The organism is Terracoccus sp. 273MFTsu3.1 (assembly GCF_000383675.1).
Taxonomy (GTDB): Bacteria; Actinomycetota; Actinomycetes; order Actinomycetales; family Dermatophilaceae; genus Terrabacter.
In genome coordinates, this window is sequence record NZ_KB911820.1 from 202,454 (window position 1) to 220,334 (window position 17,881).

Annotated in this window: 17 protein-coding genes; 12 read left to right on the top strand and 5 right to left on the bottom strand. The window is 70.0% G+C overall.

Features of this window, described 5'->3' with window-relative positions:
• Positions 1-40: 40 nt before the first annotated feature.
• Both dnaN and H283_RS23585 read right to left on the bottom strand, forming a co-directional pair.
• Complete coding sequence (dnaN, locus tag H283_RS0100870) at positions 41-1,168, bottom strand: DNA polymerase III subunit beta (protein ID WP_028785240.1); 1,128 nt, start codon at positions 1,166-1,168, stop codon at positions 41-43.
• Between the two features lie 659 nt (positions 1,169-1,827).
• On the bottom strand, positions 1,828-2,601 hold the full coding sequence (locus H283_RS23585; protein ID WP_020141616.1) for a TetR/AcrR family transcriptional regulator: 774 nt from the start codon (positions 2,599-2,601) through the stop codon (positions 1,828-1,830).
• Positions 2,602-2,719: 118 nt separating this feature from the next.
• Here H283_RS23585 and H283_RS23590 point away from each other — a divergent pair, with 118 nt between their 5' ends.
• Entirely contained in the window at positions 2,720-3,715 is a 996-nt protein-coding gene (locus H283_RS23590; protein WP_020141617.1) for an NAD-dependent epimerase/dehydratase family protein, read from the top strand.
• A 58-nt stretch (positions 3,716-3,773) separates the two neighbouring features.
• On the opposite strand, the gene dnaA is transcribed toward H283_RS23590, so the two are convergent.
• Positions 3,774-5,414, bottom strand: a complete 1,641-nt coding sequence (dnaA, locus tag H283_RS0100885; protein ID WP_020141618.1) for a chromosomal replication initiator protein DnaA — start codon at positions 5,412-5,414, stop codon at positions 3,774-3,776.
• Between the two features lie 542 nt (positions 5,415-5,956).
• On the opposite strand from dnaA, the gene rpmH reads away from it, so the two are divergent.
• From rpmH to H283_RS0100925, 8 genes are all read left to right on the top strand, one after another.
• Positions 5,957-6,094 (top strand): 50S ribosomal protein L34, encoded by a 138-nt coding sequence (gene rpmH / locus H283_RS0100890; protein ID WP_020141619.1) that lies wholly within the window; start codon positions 5,957-5,959, stop codon positions 6,092-6,094.
• Between the two features lie 18 nt (positions 6,095-6,112).
• The gene (gene rnpA / locus H283_RS0100895) at positions 6,113-6,463 is read left to right on the top strand and encodes a ribonuclease P protein component (RefSeq protein WP_028785241.1); all 351 of its coding nucleotides are present in this window, start codon (positions 6,113-6,115) and stop codon (positions 6,461-6,463) included.
• Entirely contained in the window at positions 6,460-6,834 is a 375-nt protein-coding gene (gene yidD / locus H283_RS0100900; protein WP_043648082.1) for a membrane protein insertion efficiency factor YidD, read from the top strand. The genes rnpA and yidD overlap by 4 nt, the downstream gene beginning before the upstream one ends.
• Positions 6,835-6,928: 94 nt before the next feature.
• Positions 6,929-7,921: a membrane protein insertase YidC gene (gene yidC, locus H283_RS0100905; RefSeq protein WP_020141622.1), complete on the top strand. Its 993-nt coding sequence runs from the start codon at positions 6,929-6,931 to the stop codon at positions 7,919-7,921.
• Positions 7,922-8,019: 98 nt separating this feature from the next.
• Positions 8,020-8,751: a R3H domain-containing nucleic acid-binding protein gene (locus H283_RS0100910; protein ID WP_020141623.1), complete on the top strand. Its 732-nt coding sequence runs from the start codon at positions 8,020-8,022 to the stop codon at positions 8,749-8,751.
• A gap of 72 nt (positions 8,752-8,823) precedes the next feature.
• The gene (gene rsmG / locus H283_RS0100915) at positions 8,824-9,615 is read left to right on the top strand and encodes a 16S rRNA (guanine(527)-N(7))-methyltransferase RsmG (protein ID WP_020141624.1); all 792 of its coding nucleotides are present in this window, start codon (positions 8,824-8,826) and stop codon (positions 9,613-9,615) included.
• Between the two features lie 349 nt (positions 9,616-9,964).
• Positions 9,965-11,395 carry a ParA family protein gene (locus tag H283_RS23595; RefSeq protein WP_369791893.1) on the top strand — a complete coding sequence of 477 codons (1,431 nt, stop codon included), beginning with the start codon at positions 9,965-9,967 and terminating at the stop codon, positions 11,393-11,395.
• 503 nt (positions 11,396-11,898) lie between these two features.
• Positions 11,899-13,005, top strand: coding sequence for a ParB/RepB/Spo0J family partition protein (locus H283_RS0100925; RefSeq protein ID WP_028785242.1), 1,107 nt, complete (start codon positions 11,899-11,901; stop codon positions 13,003-13,005).
• Positions 13,006-13,018: 13 nt separating this feature from the next.
• Here H283_RS0100925 and H283_RS0100930 read toward each other — a convergent pair whose 3' ends face one another.
• On the bottom strand, positions 13,019-14,458 hold the full coding sequence (locus H283_RS0100930) for a hypothetical protein (RefSeq protein WP_020141627.1): 1,440 nt from the start codon (positions 14,456-14,458) through the stop codon (positions 13,019-13,021).
• 185 nt (positions 14,459-14,643) lie between these two features.
• Between H283_RS0100930 and H283_RS0100935 the strand changes: the two genes are divergently transcribed.
• Positions 14,644-15,504: an Fpg/Nei family DNA glycosylase gene (locus tag H283_RS0100935; protein WP_020141628.1), complete on the top strand. Its 861-nt coding sequence runs from the start codon at positions 14,644-14,646 to the stop codon at positions 15,502-15,504.
• Between the two features lie 12 nt (positions 15,505-15,516).
• On the opposite strand, the gene H283_RS0100940 is transcribed toward H283_RS0100935, so the two are convergent.
• Positions 15,517-15,918 carry a nitroreductase family deazaflavin-dependent oxidoreductase gene (locus H283_RS0100940; RefSeq protein ID WP_043648088.1) on the bottom strand — a complete coding sequence of 134 codons (402 nt, stop codon included), beginning with the start codon at positions 15,916-15,918 and terminating at the stop codon, positions 15,517-15,519.
• Positions 15,919-16,041: 123 nt separating this feature from the next.
• Between H283_RS0100940 and H283_RS0100945 the strand changes: the two genes are divergently transcribed.
• Both H283_RS0100945 and H283_RS0100950 read left to right on the top strand, forming a co-directional pair.
• The gene (locus H283_RS0100945; protein WP_020141630.1) at positions 16,042-16,935 is read left to right on the top strand and encodes a metallophosphoesterase; all 894 of its coding nucleotides are present in this window, start codon (positions 16,042-16,044) and stop codon (positions 16,933-16,935) included.
• 103 nt (positions 16,936-17,038) lie between these two features.
• The gene (locus H283_RS0100950; protein WP_020141631.1) at positions 17,039-17,842 is read left to right on the top strand and encodes an alpha/beta fold hydrolase; all 804 of its coding nucleotides are present in this window, start codon (positions 17,039-17,041) and stop codon (positions 17,840-17,842) included.
• Positions 17,843-17,881 lie beyond the last annotated feature (39 nt).

The window sequence follows — 17,881 nt, forward strand, 5'->3', positions numbered from 1 at the left end:
GGTGCCCGAGCGCGCCGAACGCGCGGTCGGGAGGTCGGTGTCAGCTGGCGAAGCGGACCGGCATGAGGACGTAGCGGTAGCTGGTGTCGGGCTCGGAGTCGGCCTCCGCCTGTCCGGTCAGCACCGCCGGGCGGCTCGGCTGGGTGAACGAGAGCCGGCTCCAGGCGGTGCCGACGGCGTGCAGGCCGTCGAGGAGGAACTGCGGGTTGAACGCGATCTGGATCTCGGGGCCGTTGAGCGTCGCCTCGACGGCCTCCGAGGCCTGGGCGTCGTCGCCGGTGCCGGCCTCGATGGCGACCTGGCCGTCGGTGAACTTCAGCAGCACGGGGGTGTTGCGCTCGGCGACGAGGGCGACGCGCTTGACGGCCTCCTCCAGCGCCGCTGTCTCGACGACCGCCTCGGTGTCGACCGACGTCGGGAAGATCGAGGTGACCTTGGGGTACTCGCCGTCGAGCAGGCGCGTCGTCGCACGACGCTGGCCGGCCTCGAAGCCGATGAGGCCGTCGCCACCCTGACCGAGCGCGAGCTCGACGGAGCCGGACGCACCGAGCGCCCGGGCCGTGTCGGAGAGCTGGCGAGCCGGGATGAGCGCGACGTGGCTCGCGTCGGTGGCCGACGGGCTCCACGACAGCTCGCGCATCGCGAGGCGGTAGCGGTCGGTCGCGAGGAGGGTCACCTTGTCGCCGTCGATCTCCATCCGCACGCCCGTGAGGATCGGCAGGGTGTCGCCCTTGTCGGCGGCGATCGAGACCTGGGCGACCGCCTGGGTGAAGACGTCGCCGGCTATGGTGCCGCTCGTCTCGGGCGAGAGCGGCAGGGTCGGGTAGTCGGCGACCGGCATCTCGCGGAGCGCGAAGCGGGACGAGCCGCAGGCCACGTTGACCTTGCTGCCGTCGGTGCTGACGTCGATCGGCTTGTTGGGCAGGTTGCGCGAGATGTCGGCGAGCAGGCGGCCGAGCACGAGCACCTGCCCGGCCTCCGCGACGTCGGCCGGCACGGTGATGCGCGCGGACACCTCGTAGTCGAAGGCGGACAGCGTCAGCGTGCCGTCCTCGTTCGCGTCGACGAGCACGCCAGCGAGCACAGGAACCGGCGGGCGCGCCGGGAGCCCACGGGCCACCCAGGTCACGGCCTCGGCCAGGACGTCTCGCTCAACCCGAAACTTCACGGTGCACTCACTTCGACGGGGAAGGACATTGGGGCTCAGACACTAGTGCCTGCCGGTGACTGGCACCACAGACACTCCCCGAATCGCCGGAGCGGCGAAATCACACGATTCCCCGTCGGGTCCGTGGACCCTCCCGAGCCGGCCCTGGGCGTCCGGTCGGACCCTCGTTGTCGAGGCTCCCCTCTATGACTGGGATCTCGTCATAGTCATAGGTGCTGTGGATGCTGTGGACAACCCGCGTCGGCGCAGGTCAGCCCGCCGATGGGGGTGTGCACGGCGTGTGGGGTCGGGCCGGAGCCGACGGCCCCGCCCTGTGGACGGATCCCGGCCGTGCACATCGTCCTCACAGGCAGCCTGTGGGTTGTCCGCAGGTTTGCGAGCGTCGTCCACACGTTTCCACAGAGGCGTGTGGAAGAGCGATCGGGATATGTCCGATTTGAAATGATTGATGACTAGTCACCTGTGCACGATCCGGCCCCCTGCTTCCACAGAGTTGTCCACAGGCGGTGGACAACTCTCGCGGTCCCCGGTCTCGTCGCGTCTACGGGCCTCGGGTAACGGGGAGGTCACGCTGTGCACACAGGTGTGGACAAACCTGTGGACGGATGTGGACGTATGCCGCGAGCCCGGGCGGGTGCAGCCGTCCCCGAAGCGGCCGACTAGTCACCGACCGGTGCGATGACGCAGCGTCGTGACGCCGCGAGAAGACACTCGAAGAGGGCCTCGCCGTCCGGCACCGGCCCGAGCTGGGCGAAGATCTCGCTCGTCACGGCGCCGAGCAGCAGGGTCCACGCGGCCAGACCCTGGGTCAGGTCGACGGCGTCCAGTCGTGTCGCGGCGAACATCGGTGACTCGAGCATCGCGCCGACACCGGTCTCGGCGCGCGCCGGCACCAGGCCCAGCCATCGGGGGTCGGCGAGGCGGCCCGCTGCTCTGACGTCGTCGAGCAGGGCGACGAGCAGGACGAGGACGGCGGTGCCCGGCTCCTCGGTGCGCTCGGACGGGGCCTCGTAGTCTGGGACCGGGGAGCCGTAGATGAGCGCGAAGTCGTGCGGCCGGTTGATCGCCCACGCTCGCAGGGCGCGGCCGACGGAGTCCCATCGTGCCTCGAGGTCGTCGGGCGGGACCGTGTCGTGGGCGCTGCGGACGGCGGCGGCGAGTGACCAGTACGAGTCGACGATGAGGCGGGTGAGCAGCTCGTCGCGACTCTCGACGTAGCGGTAGATCCCGGACGAGACCATGCCGAGGTCGCGGGCGACGGCGCGCAGGCTGAGTGCGGCGGCCCCGTCGGTGGCCAGGTGCTCGCGGGCCACGCGGAGGATGTCGGCCTCGACGGCGAGCCGGTTGCGGGCGCGCTTGCCCAGCTGGGCGGCAGGCGTGTCGGCTGGTGCGTCGGCGGGTGCGCCGGTGGATGTGGGGTCGAGCGGGTCCATGGACCGAGCCTGCCACACAAGGCGAAAAAATGTGAGCGGTGCTCTTGCTTTCGTCGGGCTCTACTGCCACCATCGAAATGTGAGCAGTGCTCACGCCACGAACTCGAAGGAGCAGACCATGACGCACCACCTCGTCCTCGGCGCCGGCGGCGTCGGCCGCTCGACGACCGCCGCACTCGTCGCGCTCGGTCACACCGTGACCCTCGCGTCCCGCTCGGGTCGGGTCGACGAACGGCCCTGGCAGGACGCCCACCCCGACGCGGTCGAGGTCGTCGCCGTCGACGCGGGCGACGCGTCCGCGCTGACGGGCCTGGCGCGCGGCGCCGCGAGCATCGTCAACGCCGTCAACCCGCCCAGCTACACGACCTGGGACACCGACTGGCCGCCGATCGCGGCGGCCACCCTCGCCGCTGCCGAGGAGTCCGGGGCGGGCCTCGTCATCATCGGCAACCTCTACGGCTACGGCGAGGTCGAGGCGCCCATGCACGAGGGCGACCCGATGCGGCCGTCCGGACACAAGGGCTGCATCCGTGCCGACATGTGGACCGAGGCGCTGGCCCGCCACGAGGCCGGCCGCCTCCGCGTCACGGAGCTGCGCTCGAGCGACTACTTCGGACCGGGGACGACGCCGCGGACCAGCTACCTCAACGACGTCGTCATCGACGCGCTGCTCGCCGGCCGACCGCCCTTCGTGCCCGCCGGCCGCGCCGACGCGCCGCACTCGTGGACCTACGTCCCCGACGTCGGCCGGCTCGCAGCCCGGGTCGCCGCCGGCGACGATGGCTGGGGTCGGGCCTGGCACGTGCCGACGGCGCCTGCGCGCACGTTCGACGAGGCAGCGGGCGACGTCGCTCGCGTCGCCGGCGTCAAGCAGCGGCGGGTACGCGTGCTGCCCCGGCCGCTCGGCACCGCGGCCGGAGCGGTCGTCCCCTTCATGCGCGAGCTGCGCGAGACCCGCCATCAGTTCGAGCGGCCGTTCGTCCTCGACTCCGAGCTCACCCAGCGCACGTTCGGGCTCGCGCCGACCCCGTGGGACGAGGCGCTGGCGACGACCGTCGCCGCCCGCCGCGCCGCGAAGGCCGCGAAGCCGGACCGCACGGGAGCCGCGGCCTGACGTCCACGCGGCCCGACGGCATACGCCATCGGGCCGCGTCAGCGGGCGTGCTCGGACGTCAGTGCGACTGCTGGCGAATGCGGTTGGTCAGCTCGGTGACCTGGTTGTAGATCGCGCGGCGCTCACCCATGAGCTCGCGAATCTTGCGGTCGGCGTGCATCACCGTCGTGTGGTCGCGGCCGCCGAAGTGCTGGCCGATCTTCGGCAGGCTGAGGTCGGTCATCTCGCGGCACAGGTACATCGCGATCTGCCGAGCCGTCACGAGCTGGCGCGAGCGGCTCGAGCCGCAGAGGTCCTCGAGCGTCACGGCGTAGTAGGCGGCGGTCACCGCCATGATCGTCGCGGCGGTCACCTGGTTGGGCGTCTCGTTGGGCAGCACGTCCTTGAGCACGATGACCGCGAGGGGCAGGTCGACCGCCTGTCGGTTGAGGTTGCTGAAGGCCGTGACGCGGATGAGCGCGCCCTCGAGCTCGCGGATGTTCGTGCTGAAGTTCGTCGCGATGTACTCGAGGACGTCGTCCGGCACCTTCATCCGGTCCTGGATCGCCTTCTTGCGCAGGATCGCGATGCGGGTCTCGAGGTCAGGCGGCTGGACGTCGGTGAGCAGGCCCGACTCGAAGCGCGTGCGCATCCGGTCCTCGAAGCCCGACAGCTCACGCGGTGGCAGGTCACTCGTGATGACGATCTGCTTGTTCGCGTTGTGCAGCGTGTTGAAGGTGTGGAAGAACTCCTCCTGCGTCTGCAGCTTGCCCTGGAGGAACTGGATGTCGTCGATGAGGAGCACGTCGACGCTGCGGTAGCGGTTCTGGAACGCGCTCGCCTTGTCGTCGCGGATGCTGTTGATGAAGTCGTTGGTGAACTCCTCGGAGTTCACGTAGCGCACGCGGACGTTGGGGAACATCGTGCGGGCGTAGTGGCCGATCGCGTGCAGCAGGTGGGTCTTGCCCAGCCCGGACTCGCCGTAGACGAAGAGCGGGTTGTACGCCTTGGCCGGGGCCTCGGCCACCGCGACCGCGGCCGCGTGGGCGAAACGGTTGCTCGCGCCGATGACGAACGTGTCGAAGGTGTACTTCGGGTTGAGCCGCGTGTCGCCCGGCGAGCTGGGCTCCGGGCGCTGCTGCAGACGCAGCGGCCCGCTCTCGCCCCCGCTCAGCGGGTCCGGACCGAGCTCCATCCGCGTCTGCGCCTCGTATGCCGGCTGGCGCGGCTCGTCGAGGTCGGCGCCGTTGAGCGCGGGTGCGCTCTCGGCCAGGTCGCGGAGCGGGTTGTGAGCGGCCTGGCCGTAGCCGCCGTTCTGGTGCCCGCCGATGACGCCGGAGCCGTTGCCGGACGTCGAGCCGGAGCCGCCGCCGACCGGGCCGTGGCCCTGACCGCCGCGCGAGCCGTCGTGGACCTGGCCGCTCGGCTCGTCGGCGATCATGCCGAGGTCGGGCTCGAGGCTCTCGTCGACCGACACGGCGAGCTGGACCGGGTGGCCGAGCTGGCTCGCGAGGGCCTCGTGGATCTGCTCACGGACCCGCTGCTCGAGGAAGTCCTTGGTGAACGTGTTGGGTGCGCGCACGAGCGCCGTCTGGTCGAGCACGCCGACGAGGCGGCACAGCCGGACGAAGGCGCGCTCCTGGTTCGACAGGCCCACCGAGTCGAGGGTGCCGAGCGTCTGCTGCCAGATCTGCGCGTAATCGACGCCTGTCTCGGCCACCTGATCCCACCTGCCCCTGAGTCAATTCCGTTGCACCTGTTGCGATCCCGGCTCTGATCGTCTCGAGCAAGGGCTCGGGACCGCCGGGGTCGGACCTGCGGGGTCCGTCCGTGTCCTGGTGAACGATGCCCTGTTGTCCACACGTTTGTCCACAGCCTGTGCATGGGGTGGCGAGGATCGTGAGAGTCGAAAACCTACAGCCGCAGGCTCGCCGGTGACAATCGAGTCGTCCACAGATCTCCGGCTGGACGGCGTGTCGGCTTGCAATCGCCGTGGGACCTTCGAGGATCGTGGGTTTTGGCCTGCGCGCCCGGAGCGGCTCCGTCGGTTTGACCCCCTCTCGACGGCTCCCGTATCGTTGACCGAGCGTGTCTGCGACCTCTTTCGCATGCCCATGGCCCCGAGCCCGGCCCAGCCGGACCCCCTCGGCCCTCCACGGGCTTGCCGATTGCGGTCGCATCGGCCACCGACAGCCCCACAACGGGAGCCGGGCCGACGTCGTCGTGACGTCGGACGGGCCCCTGCAACCTACGGAGAACCTCGTGAGCAAGCGCACCTTCCAGCCGAACAACCGTCGCCGCGCCAAGACGCACGGCTTCCGCCTGCGCATGCGCACCCGCGCCGGCCGCGCCATCCTCGCCCGCCGCCGCAGCAAGGGCCGCGCCGAGCTCTCGGCCTGAGCAGCCGGAGGCCGCGGCGTGCTGCCGGCACGTCACCGACTGCGTGAGCGGGCGGACTTCACGACGGCAGTACGCGGGCCCGGCGCCAGCAGAGCAGGCGGGCGACTCATCGTCGTGCATGCCAACCGGACCGATGCGCGTGCGGAACTTCCGCCGCGCGTCGGTTTTGTTGTGTCCAAGGCCGTCGGCAACGCCGTCGTGCGCAACCGCACCAAGCGTCGGCTGCGCGCCAGCATCGCGACCCGGCTGACCGGCATACCGACTGGCCTCGACCTCGTCGTGCGCGCCAACCCGGCCGCGGCCGAGGCGTCGTGGGACGAGCTCGACCTCGCCGTCGGGCGCCAGCTCGAGAAGGCGTGCCGGCCATGAGCCCAACGGTCAACCAGGTGCTCGCGGCTCCGTTGGTGCTGGCGGTCCGCTTCTACCAGCGCTTCGTCTCCCCGCTCACCGGCCCCAGCTGCCGCTTCTACCCCAGCTGCTCCGCGTATGCCGTCACCGCTTTGACCCGGTTCGGCCCGGTTCGTGGGGGTTGGCTCGCGATCCGCAGGCTCGGTCGCTGCAACCCGTGGAACCCGGGCGGGGTCGACCCCGTTCCCCGGACGTGGGCCACGCGCAACGACGTGCGGCCGGAGGACTTCCGCCCGGCCGGAGCCACCGACGGCGAGCACGACCACCAGCACGACGAGCACGCCCCACACGCTGTCCCCCACGCGGTCTCCCGCCGCGAACCCACGACCTGACCAACCGGCATATGGTTGCCGATCAGTGGTGAGTGGCCCAGACACCTCGAGCCCGAGCTGAACCGGCCGGCCCACCAGACCACAGAGGAAACACGTGATCGACTTCTTCAACACCCTGCTCTATCCGATCAAGCTCGGTGAAGCCTGGGTCATGTACGGCTGGCACTGGCTCTTCGACAAGATCGGCCTCAACGGTGACCTGGCCGGCTGGGCCTGGGCCATGTCGATCGTCGGCCTCACGGTCGTCGTCCGCCTCCTGCTCATCCCGCTCTTCGTGCGCCAGATCCACTCCTCCCGCCGGATGCAGCTCATCCAGCCGGAGATGCAGAAGATCCAGAAGAAGTACAAGGGCAAGCGGGACCCGGAGTCCCAGAAGGCCCAGCAGGCCGAGATCATGGATCTCTACCGGCGCACGGGGACCAACCCGTTCAGCAGCTGCCTGCCGATCCTCATCCAGAGCCCCTTCTTCTTCGCGCTCTTCCAGCTGCTCAACAACCTCAAGGCCCAGGCCGAGGGCGTGCCCGGGCACGACGCGATCGGTCCGATCACCCGCGAGGTGGCGGCCCAGATCGAGAGCTCGACGATCTTCGGGGCCAAGCTGTCGGACTCGTTCCTGACGCCGGGCGCCAGCCTCAACGTCAAGATCCTCACGGCCGTCCTCATCATCCTCATGTCGGCCACGACGTTCACGACGCAGTACCAGCTGATGCGCAAGAACATGCCGGCGGCCGCGTTGGACAACCCGTTCGCGAAGCAGCAGAAGGTCCTGCTCTACCTGATGCCGATCTTCTTCGCGATCTCGGGCGTCAACTTCCCCATCGGTGTCCTGATCTACTGGCTCACGACGAACCTGTGGACCATGGGCCAGCAGTTCTACGTCATCCGCAACATGCCGGCTCCCGGGTCCGAGGCCGAGCGGGCCCGCCGAGAGCGGATGAAGCGCAAGGGCAAGGACATGCAGGAGCTCACCGTGCCGGGACTCGAGTCGACCGAGACCGTCCCCGACGACGCGCCCAAGTCGGGCCAGCGCCAGCAGCCGAAGGGCAAGAAGCGCGCCCGCACGCAGCCGACCAAGAATCGCCGCTGAGGTTCATCCACACACTTGTCCACACTGCCTTGGGGCCTCTGACCTGCGGAGACGTGAGTTGTCCACAGATCTTGCCCCGGTGAACGAAGGAGTTTCCAATGAGCGACACCCAGGCCACGGACGTCGAGACGCCCACGGACGCCACTGCCGAGCCCATCGCCGGTGGGACCAGTGGCGACACCACCGACCAGGTCACCGAGGTCCCCGAGCCCAGCCCGTCGGTCGACGCGTCCCAGGGCGACGACACGACGGAGACCGATGCGCCGGCCGAGGCCTCGGATGCGGCTGCTGACTCCGACGAGGCCGCTGCCGAGGACGACGGCAAGGCTGACAAGGCTGACAAGGGCGACAAGAAGTCCCGGGTCCGGATGCTCGAGCGCGAGGGTGAGGTGGCGGCCGACTTCCTCGAGACCCTCCTCGACATCGCCGACCTCGACGGGGACATCGACGTCGACGTCGACGGCGACCGTGCTGCGATCGCCATCGTCGACTCCGACGAGGGCCGCGTCCCGCGCCGCCTCGTCGGGACCGACGGCAAGGTGCTGGAGGCCCTGCAGGAGCTGACCCGACTGGCCGTGCAGGTCGAGACCGGCGAGCGGAGCCGCCTCATGCTCGACATCGCCGGTCACCGGGCGCAGCGTCGTTCGGCTCTCGTCGAGCTGGCCAAGGTCGCCATCGCCGAGGTGCAGGAGTCGGGGACGAAGCGCACGCTCGAGCCGATGACGGCCTTCGAGCGCAAGGTCGTGCACGACGAGGTCGCGGCCGCCGGTCTCGTGTCCGAGTCCGAGGGCGTCGACCCGCACCGTCACATCGTCATCCTCCCGGCCTGACCACGTCCCGTTTCACGTGAAACGGGTACCGACCGCTGCATCCCAGACGGCATCCACGAGGAGTGAGAGCGCGTGACCCACGAGGCTCTCGACCCGGCGGAGCTGCCGCCGACGCCGGCTGCCGCCTCGGCGGTCTTCGGCGACCGGCTCGCGCTGGCCAAGCACTTCGTGGCGATCCTGGCTGACACCGGGATCAGCCACGGCCTGATCGGCCCGCGCGAGACACCCCGGCTCTGGGACCGTCACGTGCTCAACTGCGGCGTCGTCCACGAGGCGATCCCCCGCACGCGGGAGACGCAGCGGGTCGTCGACGTGGGGTCGGGGGCCGGTCTACCCGGTCTGGCTCTGGCCATCGCGCGACCAGACCTCGAGCTGCACCTCGTCGAGCCGCTCGCGCGGCGAACCGGGTGGCTGTCGGGCACCGTCGCCCAGCTCGGTCTGACGAATGTCACGGTGCACACGGCGCGGGCCGAGACGATGTGGGACAGGCTGCACGCCCCGTGGGTCACGGCCCGGGCGGTGTCGCGCATCGTCCAGCTCGCCGAATGGACCCTTCCCCTGCTCGAGGCGGGCGGCAGCCTGCTCGCGCTCAAGGGGAGCAGTGCCGCCGACGAGCTGGCTGAGAGCCGGACGGCCCTGACGCGTCTCGGCGTCGTCGATGCCGGAGTGCACGAGTACGGCGCCGACCTCCTCGGTGAGCCCACCATCGTGCTCCAGGTGACGATCGGCGAGGTCGTGGACCGTCGGCGGTTCCGCTCGCGCCAACCCTCCAGTGCCGGATCGGCCCGCCGTCGGGCCGATCGACCGCGCGGTTCGCGACGCTCCGGCCCGGAAGCGGGCGGGCGTCCGCGCCATCAGCCATGATCGTGTCCAGACCATTTCGATGGATGACCCACGCGGATCTTGCCGCGGGCCGTCCCTCAACCCCGGAGGTGCACTGCCCGTGACGATGTCGACCAACCTGGGCTGGCCGAGCGAACCCGAGCCGGGACCGGAGCACCGACGTCTCGGGTGGCTGGCGCGCATGTTGGGCGTTTCACGTGAAACGAGTGATGAGCAGCAGGCCGAGTCGGGACGAGAGACGACAGGAGAGACGTCCGGAGAGACGTCGGGCGAGGCGGCGCGGGCCGAGACGGGCGACGTCGTCGAGACCCCGCGTCCGTCGGACCCCTCGTCGCGGACCGATGACGTGGGAGCGGCGCCCGGTGACAACGTGACCGACGAGTACGCCGTCGACGAGAACACCGGCGACGAGAACACCGGCGACGTCCAGCCCGGACAGGACGGTCCATCGGCTGACCTGGAGGGTCAACCGGACCCCCAAGTGGAGGACGCCCGAAGCGAGCCCGTGCCCTCGGAGACCGAGGCGCCGGGCGTGCAGCCAGATCCTGTCGAGCTCGGCCACGACCTTCCGAGCCACGACGAGGCGCCGGCGACGCCCGCGCACCAGATCCCCGACGAGGCCGCCGCCTTCGGCGAGCGTGAGGTGACGGAGCCGTCTGCAGGGGCGACCCGGAACGACCTGCCGGTCGAGGAGTCGGGGTCCACACCCGCCGAGCTGGAGGTGCCAGAGGGGGAGCCGGGGCAGAACGTGCTCACCGCCCCTGTGGACAACGCGGTGGACGACTCACCGGGAAACGCCTCTGTTGAACGGGAAATCACGTCGAACGAGGCTGGGGACAACGCTGTGGACGAAGCCCGACGCGCCTCCGAGCTCAGGGCCGACCACGCGGATCGTGAGGCCCTCGCTGCGGCGATCCCGACCGCCGGTCAGGACACCCCGCTGGCCATGGAGCTCGCCGAGAACGCGCGTCGCCGCATCCAGCTGACCGGCCGTCCGTTCCCGAAGCCCGTGGGTCCACGGGTGCTCACCGTCGCCAACCAGAAGGGGGGCGTCGGCAAAACTACGACGACGGTCAACGTCGCGGCCGCGCTCGCGCAGTCGGGGCTCAAGGCGCTCGTCATCGACCTCGACCCCCAGGGCAACGCCAGCACGGCTCTGGGGATCGACCACCACGCCGAGGTCCCGTCGATCTACGACGTGCTCGTCGAGGGCACCCCGCTGCTCGACGTCGTCCAGCGGTGCACCACGGTGGAGAACCTCTACTGCGCGCCGGCGACGATCGACCTCGCCGGTGCCGAGATCGAGCTGGTCTCGCTCGTAGCTCGTGAGTCGCGACTCCAGAAGGCCATCACGGCCGCGGCCGAGGCCGGGCACGAGTTCGACTACATCCTCATCGACTGCCCGCCCAGCCTGGGCCTGCTCACCGTCAACGCCATGGTCGCAGCCAGCGAGGTCTTCATCCCCATCCAGTGCGAGTACTACGCCCTCGAGGGACTCTCGCAGCTGCTCAAGAACATCGACCTCGTCAAGCGCCACCTCAACCCGGCGCTGCACGTCTCCACGATCCTGCTGACGATGTACGACGGTCGGACGCGCCTGTCGGCACAGGTCGCCGACGAGGTCCGTGAGCACTTCCCCGTAGAGGTGCTGAGGACGTCTGTTCCCCGTTCGGTCCGGGTGTCGGAGGCGCCGAGCTTCGGCGAGACCGTGATGACCTATGACCCGGCCAGCAGTGGTGCCCTGGCGTACCTCGAGGCGGCGGGCGAGATCGCCGACCGTGGAGCCGCTGGTCGCACCTGATCTGACTCGCTATGCGGCCCGAGCGGGGCCGTCACCTTCGGGTGGCGGCCCCGTTTCACGTGAAACGGTCAGTGCGGCTCGGCCTGACAGACCACTGACGCCCGGAGGCTGCGCACGTCGAGATTCGCCGTTTCACGTGAAACGGGCGACGCCTCGCCGACGCCTCGTCCGTGCCGACGTTCGTGCCGACTTTCGTGCCAACCCGAACGCCTCGGTAGCGTTTCACGTGAAACGCGACCGAGGCTGCTCAGCAGCAGGCGCCAGACTTCCAGACGTCCATTCGAGAACACGAGCAGCACCGAGGGGCCCGGCGTAGGCGTGCCCGTTCCACGTGAAACACTGGCGGCCGCCCAGACGCCGGGGCGCGGTTCACGTGGAACTTCGCCCATGGCGTGTCGACGCGGGGCCGCGACATGAGTCGGGTGCGCGGGCTGGACGGTCGCGTGCACCTAGACTGACCGACGGACGCGATGGCCGCGTCAGAGATGGTGAGGGGTTGGCGAATGGCGGAGAAGCGTCGAGCACTGGGTCGAGGCCTCGGGGCACTCATCCCGAGCGCGCCGAGCGGAGGCGCCGGTCGACCCGTGGACGTCTTCTTCACCGAGCAGAAGCAGGCGGAGCCCACCACGGCCGAGGCGTCCGAGGCGCCCTCCAGCGCCGACAGCCTCGCCGACCTGACGACGCGGGCGACCCCCGACGCCTCGAGCGCGCCGGCGTCCGGCAGCGACGCTGCGGTGTCGGTAGTCGAGACGACGAGCAGCGGGCTCGCTGTCGTCCCGGGTGCCGAGTTCGCCGAGCTCGACATCGACTCGATCCGTCCGAATCCCAAGCAGCCACGCACGGTCTTCGACGAGGACCACATGGGCGAGCTCGTGCACTCCATCCGCGAGATCGGCGTGCTCCAGCCCATCGTCGTGCGGCGCATCCCCACCGACCAGCTCGAGGAGGCCGAGGGCAAGACCTTCGAGCTCATCATGGGCGAGCGTCGCTGGCGTGCCTCGCAGGCTGCGGACCTGGGCGTCATCCCGGCCATCATCAAGGACACGAGCGACGACGACCTCCTGCGCGACGCGCTGCTGGAGAACCTCCACCGCAGCCAGCTCAACCCGCTCGAGGAGGCTGCGGCATACCAGCAGCTGCTCGACGACTTCGGCTGCTCCCACGAGGAGCTCGCCACGCGCATCGGTCGCTCGCGACCGCAGATCTCCAACACCCTGCGGCTGCTCAAGCTCCCGCCACTCGTCCAGCGACGCCTGGCGGCGGGGGTGCTGAGCGCCGGACACGCTCGCGCCCTGCTCGGCATGGCGGACGGCGCAGCGATGGAGCGGATGGCCCAGCGGATCGTGGCCGAGGGCCTGTCCGTGCGCAACGTCGAGGAGCTCGTGGCGCTCGGTGAGGGCAACGACGCGCCCAAGCCTCGCCGTCCGCGTGCAGGAAGCCGCCACCCGCAGCTCGACGACTTCACGTCGGGGCTCTCTGACCACCTCGAGACCCGGGTCGCGATCGCCCTGGGTCAGCGCAAGGGCAAGATCACCGTCGAGTTCGCCTCGATGGAGGACCTGCGCCGCATCCTCGGGCTCATGGGCATGGCGTCCCCGACGCGCGACTGACGCGCGCCACCCTTCAGAGCCAAGCCGGCGGCCGGGGGATGCGCACGACGGTGAGACCGTCGACGCGCAGGACATCGGCGCGGGGGTCCTGCTGCACCGCCTCGGCGATCGACGCGCACTCGGTCGGCGCGCACCACCGCGGGTAGAGGCCCTGTTGGTCGTAGAGCATGGACCGCACCGTGACGGCGGTCATCGTGCCCTGGGCTGTCGCCTTCCAGCGCGGCTCCATCCACATGACGACGGCGTCGCCGGGGTGCTGAGCCACCAGGGCTGCCGTGTCGCTGACGATGACGTCGTACTGGTCACGCGTCACCCGGTGCTCCCCGAGATCGGCGCGCCAGGAGACGACGCCGACCACGGCGATGAGCGCCAGAGCCACGAGGCCGGCGATCCGTGAAGGCCGAATTCCTCTGAGCAGCAAAGCCGCCGGCAGACACACCGCCGGCCACGCCCAGAGCGAAGCCCTGGTGCCGGTGACCACCCCGGAGTAGACGGTGAGCCCCGCCTCGAGTCCCACGACGACGACGACCGCGCCGAGCACGATGACGGCCGCGCGGCGCGTCCTGGAGTCGATGAGCGCCCACACGACGCAGATCACGGCGATGACCGCCGCCCATCCGAGAAGGATCATGAGGGAGGCGAACTGCGTGCCGTAGCGCCCGAGGTTGGTCGTGAGGTCGTCGAGGCTCTTGAGCGGGTTGGGCCGCCGCCAAGCCGAGATGACCAGGCCGAAGGTGCCGAACGCGAGCCAGTTGAAGGCGTAGACCGTCAGGACACCGATGCCGTACGACGCGACGAAGCCGACGGCGCCGACGAGCAGACGGCGCGTGGACTCGCCGAGCTCCGTGACGACGAACGCGAGGAACACCAGGGCGGCCACCGGCGGGTAGGACAGGATCGACAGGACGACGAAGACCGCCATCCAGAGCACGAGCATCCAGCGACGTCGGCGGGCCCAGGGGAGCGTCCACACGGCGGTGGCGGCAACGATCATCGAGGCCGAGAGCGTGCCGGGCCAGTAGATGAGGCGGATCCAGATCGCCGACACGAACACGGCGAAGGTGAGCACGAACGTGGCGAGCCGGGTCGGCGGTGCCAGCACGCGGACGAACCCCCACACGAAGGCGGAGTACGCCACGACGAAGATCGTGGACGCCACGACGATCGAGGTGCGCTGCCCGATGACGTACCAGTAGACGGTGTTGAGCCAGCGACCCTCGTAGAGGTTCCGGCTGAACTGCGCGGCCGACCCCGGCTCGTGGCGGCCCAGGGTGAACGGCCAGTCGTCGTGCCGGATGAACGGGTGTGCTATCTGGAGCACCGCGCCGGTCACGAGCAGGGCGAGGCACAGGGCGCCGAGGACCACCAGCCAGTCCGGCAGCGTGCGTCGGGGCCGCCACGACGGGCTCTCTCCCGTCGCCGGCTCCGCCGTGATGCTGGCGGTGTTGGTCATGCGGCCCCCTGGGTCCGGTTGGGGTCGGCCACACGGGCACAGCCCCCTGACTCTGCTCTCCCGCACCACGGTAACCCCAGGACCTGCACGGTCACTGGCACGACGCTGCCAGGACCCGGTGCGTGGCGGATCGGGTACGTCCACCAGGATCGAGCCACCGAGGCGAGAGGGCGGAGAGGACGAGGATGCCCGAGGGTCACACCATCCACGCGCTCGCCGATCGCCTCGACCGGGCCTTCCGGGGCCATGAGGTCGAGGCGTCGAGTCCGCAGGGCCGGTTCGCGGCCGACGCCGAGCGCCTGGACGGACGAGTCTTCGAGCGGGCCCAGGCGTGGGGCAAGCACCTGTTCGTCGAGATCGGGGACGCGACGCTGCACGTCCACCTCGGTCTGATCGGCATGTTTCCCGTGAAACATCTCGCCGGCGCCGCGCCACCGTCGCCGGTGGGAGCCGTCCGACTGCGGCTCGTGGGTCCCGAACACTGGGCCGATCTCCGCGGACCGATGATCTGCACCCTCGTCGACCGGGCGAGACAACGCGAGATCGTCGGGACGCTCGGACCCGACCCCTTGCGGCGTGGTCAACACGCGGATGCCGGCTGGGAGCGGATGCGCCGTAGCCGTCGCACCGTGGCGGAGCTGCTCATGGACCAGTCCGTCGTCGCCGGGGTCGGCAACGTCTACCGCTGCGAGGTGCTTCATCGTCTGGCGGTCGACCCGTTCACGAGAGGCGTGGACGTCTCCGAGGAGGTCTGGCGCGAGATCTGGGCCGACCTCGTGCTCCTCATGCCCCTCGGTCGCGCCTTCTCGCAGATCATCACCGTCCCGGACCAGGTCGAGGCCGCCGCCCGTGCGAAACGGTCGGGGCGAGCCCGTGAGATCAGCCGACGACTGACGGGGGAGCGGCTCGGCGACACCTTCGAACGGAGGTTCCTCGTCTACAAGCGCACCGGACAACCGTGCCCTAGATGCTCAAATCCCTTGCAGGAGAAGGAGATTGCCGGACGGCGTCTCTACTGGTGCCCCGCGTGCCAGGTGCGGCACTGAGACCCTCGCGACTCACCAGCCCCTGAACGGCGCTCGATCCAGGACGGGGATCTCGACGTAGTCGTGACAGCCCAGGACGGGCAGCAGCGCCCGGGGCGGCTGTGGCATCCGGGACCGGCCCTCGTCCTCCACGAGGTCGACGGGCGCGCCCAGGGTCAGCACCTCGTCCCGCAGCCGCATCCGCCCACCACCGGCCGCCCGGAGGTTGGCGAGCCAGTCGACGCCGCGGCCGTAGGTCAGGGCGATCGTCACGACGTCTCCCCGGTCGAAGGCCATGATCGGCACCCGGAAGACGCGCCCCGACCGCCTCCCGACGTGCTCGAGCTCGACGAACCAGCCATGGCCCGCCAGGTGGACGAGCGCTTTGTTGAGGAACCGCTTGTTCAGCTGCGTGACCGCACGAGGAATCGGCATCGTGACCTCCGCTCCCAGCCTCGCACCGGCGACGCGGGCCGGCATCCGGAACGTCTTCCTCGGCCCTGACGACGGAGAGCCACCTGCCACGCACTGCCCGGTCCGCCCGCCTAGGCTGGCGCCATGGCTTTCACCGGATCGCGGCCGTCGCCGACCCACGTGCTCGCCCACCTGTCCGACACCCACCTCATCGCCGGCGGCGGACTTCTCGCCGGTCACATCGACACCGAGGCGCAGCTGCGCAAGGCCCTAAAGCGGGTCGAGTCCTCGGGGGAACGGGTCGACGCCCTCGTGATCTCCGGTGACCTCGCCGACAGCGGCGACCCCGCCGCGTACGAGCTGCTGCGTGACATCGTCGACCCCGTCGTGACGCGGCTCGGTTGTGCCCTGGTCCTCACCGGCGGCAACCACGACGAACGTCGCCCGATGGCCCGCACGCTCCACGGCGTCGACACGGATGCCCCGCAGGACACCGTCACGGACTGCGGGGGGTTGCGCGTCATCGCCGTCGACTCCGCGGTGCCGGGCTATCACCACGGCGGCTTCTCCGACGACCAATACGCTTGGCTGGCAACGGAACTCGCTACACCAGCGGAGCACGGCACGATCCTCGTCATCCATCACGCGCCCATCACCTACCGATCTCCGGTGATGCAGCTGCTCGACTTCGACGACGTGGACCGACTGCGCGACGTCGTGGAGGGCAGCGACGTCCGTGCGGTCCTCAGCGGACACCTCCACGTCACGAGCTTCGGCGCGCTCGGTTCGGTCCCGGTCATCGTCGCGGGAGGTGTCAGCTACGTCGACGACGTCGGGGCGCCGCGTGAGCTGCTCATGGGCGTCGACGGTCCACAGTCGTGGAACCTCGTCGAGGTGCACGCCGACCAGGTCGTCGCCACCGTCGTGCCGATCGAGCAGCACAAGACGTGGCCCGCGCTCTCGGAGGCCGTCACGGAGTTCATGGAGACGGTGCCGGAGGCCGACCGTCGCGAGGTCTTCTCCCGGAAGCGCACGTGATCCGGCCATGCCTTTCCATGATCAAAATGTCGAGAACGGTGAGCCCCGATCGACGGGGGAGTGAGGGTCCGACACGCGGGCCGCACGCAGCGAGGAGTCAGACATGAGCCAGCTCGAGAAAGCCACGTCCGCAGATGGCACGATCATCGCCTTCGAGGCCTACGGGACGGGACCCGTCGCGGTCGTCGTCGGTGGCGCCTTCTGTGATCGCGGCGCGTTCCGGGACCTCGCCCAGGCGCTGGGCGAGCTGGGATTCACGGGGGTGACCTACGACCGCCGTGGACGCGGCGACAGCGGCGACACGCAGCCGTACGCGGTGGCCCGCGAGGTCGAGGACCTCACCGCCGTCATCGCGGCTGCAGGTGAGTCCGACTCTCCCGCCTACGCTTTCGGTGTCTCCTCCGGTGGTTCGCTCGTCATCGAGGCGATCGCCGGAGGCACCCCGATCGCCAAGGGATCGGCCATCGAGGTGCCCTACCGCAGCGACGCGTGGCCGGCGCCGGACGACTACATCGGTACCCTCGAGCGCTTCGAGGCGGCTGGTGACCGCGAGGGCATCCTGCGCTACTTCAACAACATCGTCGTCGGGATGCCCGACGAGATGGTCGAGAGCATGAAGGGCACACCGATGTGGGAGCCGATGCTCGCGATGACCTACACGGTCAAGTACGACGGTCTCTGCCTCGGCGGTGACGACCAGAACCTGCCCACCTCGACGCTGCGCCGCGTGACGGTGCCCTTCCTCGCGGTCTGCAGCAGCGGCACGATGCTGCCGGCACTGCACGACTCGGCCGCCGTCCTGGCCGACGCGCTGCCCGACGCCCGGGCGGTCGAGCTCCCCGGCGACTTCCACCAGGTGCCAGCGCCGGTGCTTGCTCCGGTCCTCGCGGACTTCTACCGCTCCTGACGAACTGGTGCCGGTGGGTTGCCTCGCAGGACAAGGCAA